Consider the following 7,057-nt stretch of genomic DNA (forward strand, 5'->3'; position numbering starts at 1 on the left):
AAAAAAAGGCGAGGCTTATTTAAGTGCGTCAAAAACCGATTAAATTTCCCTTTATCACCATAAATAAAATAATGCATCTTAAAACGAGCAATCTCATATATAAAAAGGAGCTGTCAGCAAATGCATAATATGCATTTTGCGACAGCTCCTCTTTACTATACTTATAGCATATGAATTGGTGTACCTAGAGCTACTTCAGCAGCTTCCATGGTGATTTCACCTAATGTTGGATGAGCATGGATCGTTAATGCGATATCTTCTGCTGTCATACCAGCTTCAATTGCAAGACCTAATTCAGAAATCATATCACTTGCATTTGGTCCAGCAATTTGTGCACCGATTACTAGGCCATCGTCCTTACGAGTAATTAGTTTCATAAATCCATCACTATCGTTTAATGAAAGAGCACGGCCATTAGCTGCAAATGGGAATTTAGCAGCTTTGACATCAAATCCAGCATCTTTCGCTTCTTGTTCGGAATAACCGACCGTAGCCAATTCTGGATCTGAGAACACAACTGCGGGCATACTTAAGTAATCAATTACAGCTTTTTCTCCACTGATAGCTTCTGCAGCAACTTTTCCTTCATAGGATGCTTTATGTGCTAATGGAGGCCCGGCAACAATATCACCTATTGCATAGATGTTATCAACATTCGTGCGACATTGATTATCAATTTTAATTAGTCCACGTTCATCTTTTTCAATGCCAACCTGCTCTAAGCCAATATCTTCTGTATTTGGACGGCGGCCAACCGTAACTAATACATAGTCTGCTTCAACGGTTTCTTCTTTACCTTTTACTTCATACGTTACTTTGACACCGTCTTTAGATTCTTCTACACCTTTAGCCATTGCTTCTGTAATAATTGTAACGTCTTTTTTCTTCAAACGTTTTTTCACAACTTGACTCATTTGCTTCTCAAAACCGCCTAAGATTTCTTTCGCACCTTCAAGAACAACAATTTCTGTTCCGAAATTCGCATAAGCAGTTCCAAGCTCCGTACCAATATATCCGCCACCGATAACTACCATTTTCTTCGGAATTTCTTTCAGGTTTAAAGCACCAGTCGAGTCTAATACTCGATCTGAAAATTTAAAGTTAGGGATTTCAATTGGTGTTGATCCTGTAGCAATAATGCAATGATTAAAGGTATATGTTTGAGAATTTTTCTCATCCATAATTTTTGCAGTGTTTTTATCTACAAAGTATACTTCACCTTTAACAATATCCACTTTGTTTCCTTTTAACAAGCCTTCCACACCAGAAGTCAGCTTGTTAACGACACTTGCTTTCCACTCTTGGACTTTAGAAAAGTCAACAGAAACATTTTCTGTTTTAATTCCCATTTCTTCATTTCCATGAGCTTGTTCAGCTAAATGTCCAGCTTGGATTAATGCTTTGGATGGAATACATCCAACGTTTAAACAAACCCCACCTAAAGCGCCTTTATCAGCAATTGTTACTTTTTGGCCTAACTGTGCAGCACGAATAGCAGCAACATAACCACCAGGACCTGCTCCAACAACGAGTGTGTCTACTTCAATTGGAAAATCTCCTACTACCATAAACTCACGCCTCCATCATAATTAATTGTGGGTCGCTTAATAATCGTTTGATTTGATTTAGAGCATGTTGTGCAGTTGCTCCATCAATAATACGATGATCAAAGCTTAATGATAATGCAAGTACAGGTGCTACAACAACTTCCCCATCACGAACCACTGGTTTTTCTGCGATACGGCCAATACCAAGAATAACCGCTTCTGGGTAATTCAATACTGGCGTAAACCATTGACCACCAGCAGAACCGATATTTGTAATTGTATTCGATGCACCACTCATCTCTTCAGGTGCTAGTTTACCACTTCTAGCCTTTTCTGCCAATTCATTAATCTCTTTAGAAATTTCAAAGATGGATTTACGATCGGCATTTTTCACGACTGGAACAAGTAGACCTTTGTCTGTATCTGCTGCAATACCTACATTGTAATAGTGCTTGTGAACAATTTCATTCGTTTCATCATCAACGGAAGCATTTATCATTGGGTATTTTTTAGAAGCAGATACTAGTGCTTTAACAACATACGGCAAGTATGTTAATTTAATCTCTTGCTCAGCAGCTACGGTTTTAAACTTCTTACGGTGAGCTACTAATTCTGATACATCTACTTCATCCAATAAAGTTACATGAGGAGCTTTTGTTTTAGAATTAACCATCGCATTGGCAATTGCTTTGCGAATTCCACTCATAGATTCACGAGTTTCAGGGAAGTCTCCCGCTGTTTCTGTAGCTGCTTCTTTCTTAGGAGATGCAGCTTCTTCTGTTGTTCCTTTTACATCTATAGCAGGTTGGTCTCCACTTAAGTAAGCATCAATATCCTCTTTTAAAATACGTCCGTTTTTACCTGATCCCGTAACTTTAGAAATCGTTACCCCTTTATCACGTGCGTACTTCCTTACTGATGGCATTGCAATTACTCTTTCACCATCATCTTCTTCCACTTCTTCATTTGTAGTCTCAGGAGCTTCAGATGTTTTTTCGTCAGCAGAGGCTTCTTGTTTTGAATCTGCCGCTTCTTCCTCGTCATCTGATTCATAGCCTTCTGCATCAAACGTAATAATAGTGTCACCTACAACTGCTACCGTTCCTTCTTCTACATGTAATTTTGTCACTGTTCCTTCCACTGGTGATGGAATTTCCACTACAGCTTTATCATTTTGCACTTCACACAAAACATCATCTTCTTTAACTTCGTCGCCTTCATTAACGAACCATTTAACGATTTCACCTTCATGAATTCCTTCACCAATATCAGGTAATTTAAAATTGAAAGCCATAATATTTTACCTCCTGTCTTAATAATTAAAAGTTCATCACACTGTTTACTTTTTCTACAATATCTTTATGATTAGGTAACCAAACTTCTTCTGCTTCTGAGAATGCGTAAACGGTGTCTGGAGCCGCAACACGTAATACAGGAGCTTCTAAATGCAGAATGGCACGTTCTTGTATTTCAGCTACTACATTCGCAGCAACGCCCGCTTGGCGTTGCGCTTCTTGAACTACAACAGCACGATTTGTTTTCTTAACCGATTCAATGATCGTTTCGATATCAAGTGGCGATACAGTACGTAAGTCAATAACTTCAGCATTAACACCATTTTCAGCTAGCTCTTCAGCAGCTTTTAACGAAGCATGTACCATCGCACCGTAAGCAATTAATGTAACGTCTGTACCTTCACGTTTAACATCTGCTTTTCCTAGTTCAATCGTGTATTCCCCTTCAGGAACTTCACCACGGAATGAGCGGTATAATTTCATGTGCTCCAAAAACACAACCGGATCATTATCACGGATGGAAGAAATAAGTAAACCTTTAGCATCATGAGGAGTAGAAGGAATAACTACTTTAATACCTGGTTGTTGAGCAATTAACCCTTCTAATGAATCAGCATGAAGTTCTGGTGTATGAACACCTCCGCCAAATGGAGCACGTACTGTAATTGGTGAATGATGAACGCCACCTGAACGATATCGCATGCGAGCCATTTGTCCGCTAATGGAATCCATTACTTCATATACGAAGCCGAAGAATTGAATTTCTGGAACAGGGCGGAAACCTTGTAAGCCTAAACCAATTGCTAGACCACCAATACCTGATTCGGCTAAAGGTGTATCAAACACGCGTTCTTCACCAAACTCGGCTTGCAATCCATCAGTAGCACGGAACACGCCACCATTCTGACCGACATCTTCTCCGAAAACAAGCACATTTTCATCATTTTTAAGTTCCGTACGTAGTGCGTCTGTAATGGCTTGAATCATTGTCATTTGTGCCATGATTTACTTCGACTCCTTTTCTTTATATTCTTCCATCTGTTCTTGTAAATTATATGGAAGTTCTTCATACATATTTGCCATTAAATCTGTTACTTTCTGTTTTGGATGTTGGTCTGCTTGCTTAATGGCTTGCTTAATTTCCTCTTTTGCTTCTTCAATTACTTTATTTTCATCTTCTTCAGACCATAGATTTTTTGCTTCTAGATACTTACGGAAACGAACTAATGGGTCTTTCTTTTCCCATTCATTATCTAAATCTTCTGTACGGTAACGAGTCGGATCGTCACCAGCCATTGTATGAGGACCATAGCGATACGTCATTGTTTCAATAAGCATCGGACCTTCACCATTAACTGCACGCTCTCTAGCATGTTTTGTAGCAGCGTAAACAGCAAGTACATCCATACCGTCTACTTGAATGCCTTCAATTCCTGCAGCAACAGCTTTTTGAGCTAATGTTTTTGCATTTGTTTGTTTTTCTACTGGTACAGAAATTGCAAAACGGTTATTTTGTACAAAGAAAATCGCTGGAGCTTTATATGCACCTGCAAAGTTAATTCCTTCATAAAAATCACCTTGTGATGTACCACCATCACCAGTGTAAGTAACAGCTACATTTTTCTTACCACGCTTTTTCATTCCTAAAGCTACACCAGCAGCCTGTACATATTGAGCGCCAATAATAATTTGCGGACTTACAGCATGAACACCTTCTGGCATCTGGTTACCATGGAAATGTCCTCTAGAGAATAAAAATGCTTGATATAATGGAAGACCTTGCCATATCAATTGTGGCACATCTCGATATCCAGGCAATAGAAAATCCTCTTGTTCAAGTGCAAACTGACTTCCTAACTGTGAAGCCTCTTGCCCTGCTGTTGGTGCATAAAATCCTAAACGCCCTTGGCGGTTCAATGCAATTGAACGTTGATCTAAAACCCTTGTGTAAACCATTCTACGCATAAGTTCTTTTAACTGCTCATCGGAAAGATCGGGAGCGTCTTCTTCATTGACAATCTTTCCATCTTCATTAAGAATTTGGAACATTTCGAACTGACTCTCAACACTCTCTAAAACGTGTTTCAAAATAGTTCACCTCTTCCTTTCTGTATCCATTTAGTATTGTCATTTCTAGCCTACCCAAAATCAGAAAAAAACTGTACTTTTTATGGTATTCCCATTTTTGCTTACTATAAATCTATAAGTGAATGCCCAAATAGGCAGAGCACACAAATAAAACATTCCACCCTTGCTCTATACCAGCAAGTAGAGGCTTTTATATTGATTGGCCCCCCATCTGTATGTACATACACATCATAAACAGCTATTTAAACTGTTACATAAAAAAGCAAAAAATCATTAGTACAATTTCTTTTCATATAAATTCTAGCTCAATTCTACTTAGTGGTCAAACACTTTGTTTTCTTTAATTTATTTTCCCATAATTTAAAAGATAGCTTTATTTAATAAAGCGCTTTCTTCCTCATTCTGTTATAGTTCGTTTTCTTATCTGTATTACCTATTATTAGGAACAATAGCGAGAGTTTAATATTTTACATCTATGACAAACCACCTCCTTCTCATCACCCTGTTTTCGCCGAAGGATCTATACGATAAGCAAAACGACGACGTTTTATCGTCTTAAAGACTTTGGATTTTTAAATTGGTTTTACTTTGTAAAAATGTGTACCGTTATCCTTAGACTAGCAAAAAACACTCTCTTAGTTTCACCTAGAGAGTGTTTCAATATCTTACTTATCTTCTGTTTTTTTGTCAGAATCTCCTTCATAGGTAACATCCATACCCACTTGCTCGTAAAAATCTCTTTTCATTTCATTGTATTCTTTCGTATGCTTGTTAAAAGTATCGTTTGACGCAATTACTTTTTCATATGCATTATTAATAGCATCTATTTTTTCCGTTAACGTTTCTTGCTTTAAATCTTCTTTTGATAACAATTCATACATTTCCTTTTCCAATTTCAATGCATCTTTGTAAGCTTTATTTAGATTATCGTATGCTTTATAACGATCTTGCATCGTCTCTACCATTTTTTTAGCAGTATCTTTAGCTTCTTTAGCTTCTAAATCTTCCACAACTTCTTTCGTTTTAGTAAATTCTTCTTTTGCTTGTTCTATGCTTTCTTCTTCTTTCTTTATCGCTTCTTTCCGTTTATCTACCGTTTCAATAGCTTGTTTAGCTAACTTTTTAATTTTATCCATTTCGTCTTTACCAAGATCCATAATTTGGTTATATAACTCTTGTTCCTTTTTTTCCAAATCAGTTATTTTACTTTGCTGTTCTTCAAATCCTTCTTCTAGCGTAACTGCTTCTTCTAAATGATTCTGTATTTGTTCTTCAGGAGTCCCATTACTACACGATGCTAATATAAATAAAAGCATAAAACCTAATGCAACGATTGCGAACTTTTTTAATGACATTATTTACCTCCTACACCTATAAATCAAATATACGATTTATAGTATAACATAAAATGGGTTGTACCATAATAAAGTGTTTCTTTTAAAAAATCCGTTCCATCTACAAATTACTCTTTAGTGCCTTGAAGGACGAAATACCTCAAAGCTTATGGTTGAAATAAGTTAACATTATTTAGCTTATATAAATAGTGAACAGATACGTCGGTCCCTAATAGCAAATTATGATGAAATGCGTATAAATATGATAAAATGATCTTTGGAACTATGCACATAGAATTAGGAGTGGTACGATGTTAACTATGAAAGATATCGTTAGGGAAGGCCATCCTTCATTAACAACAATTGCTGATGAAGTAACTATTCCTTTAACGAAAGAAGATAAGCAATTACTTGGTGATATGCTACAATTTATAAAAAATAGCCAGGATGAAGAAATTGCTCAAAAATATGGCCTTCGTGCTGGTGTTGGGGGTGGGCCAGCTGGTGCCGCCCAGCAGCGGGCGCGTGCTGGCACTGGTGGTGGCCTATGTCGCACTGTGCGGGCGCACCCTGTCGGTGGTGGTCGAGAGTTTTGTGTCGGAATTCACTCGAGGACATCGATTCGTGGCGGTGCAGCTGGTGCAGAATCATGGCCTGCGCCCGCTGTTCGTGATCGGTGCCCTGGTGGCACTGGGAGATGCCTTCAATTCAGGGCGGCTCACCCTGCTGCTCGGAAACGAGCTTGCCGGCCTGCTTTCCGTTCTGGCCAACATGCTGGCGGCACTCCTCAGGG

Annotated in this window: 5 protein-coding genes and 1 pseudogene; 1 reads left to right on the plus strand and 5 read right to left on the minus strand. The window is 38.2% G+C overall.

Annotation, left to right across the window (positions count from 1 at the left end; all coding sequences use genetic code 11):
- Positions 1–161: 161 nt before the first annotated feature.
- The 5 genes from lpdA to HLX49_RS16755 form a co-directional block, all read right to left on the minus strand.
- Positions 162–1,568, minus strand: a complete 1,407-nt coding sequence (gene lpdA / locus HLX49_RS16735) for a dihydrolipoyl dehydrogenase (RefSeq protein WP_077704467.1) — start codon at positions 1,566–1,568, stop codon at positions 162–164.
- 4 nt (positions 1,569–1,572) lie between these two features.
- Complete coding sequence (locus tag HLX49_RS16740) at positions 1,573–2,841, minus strand: dihydrolipoamide acetyltransferase family protein (RefSeq protein WP_296363321.1); 1,269 nt, start codon at positions 2,839–2,841, stop codon at positions 1,573–1,575.
- 25 nt (positions 2,842–2,866) lie between these two features.
- The gene (locus HLX49_RS16745; RefSeq protein WP_077704472.1) at positions 2,867–3,844 is read right to left on the minus strand and encodes an alpha-ketoacid dehydrogenase subunit beta; all 978 of its coding nucleotides are present in this window, start codon (positions 3,842–3,844) and stop codon (positions 2,867–2,869) included.
- 3 nt (positions 3,845–3,847) lie between these two features.
- Positions 3,848–4,891 (minus strand): pyruvate dehydrogenase (acetyl-transferring) E1 component subunit alpha, encoded by a 1,044-nt coding sequence (pdhA, locus tag HLX49_RS16750; RefSeq protein ID WP_206193324.1) that lies wholly within the window; start codon positions 4,889–4,891, stop codon positions 3,848–3,850.
- A 704-nt stretch (positions 4,892–5,595) separates the two neighbouring features.
- On the minus strand, positions 5,596–6,285 hold the full coding sequence (locus HLX49_RS16755) for a YkyA family protein (protein ID WP_101934067.1): 690 nt from the start codon (positions 6,283–6,285) through the stop codon (positions 5,596–5,598).
- 290 nt (positions 6,286–6,575) lie between these two features.
- Here HLX49_RS16755 and HLX49_RS16760 point away from each other — a divergent pair.
- Positions 6,576–7,057, plus strand: a pseudogene (locus HLX49_RS16760) (hypothetical protein); the annotation flags it as partial.

It is taken from the genome of Virgibacillus sp. (genome assembly GCF_013393565.1).
GTDB classification, from domain to species: domain Bacteria; phylum Bacillota; class Bacilli; order Bacillales; family Amphibacillaceae; genus Virgibacillus; species Virgibacillus dokdonensis.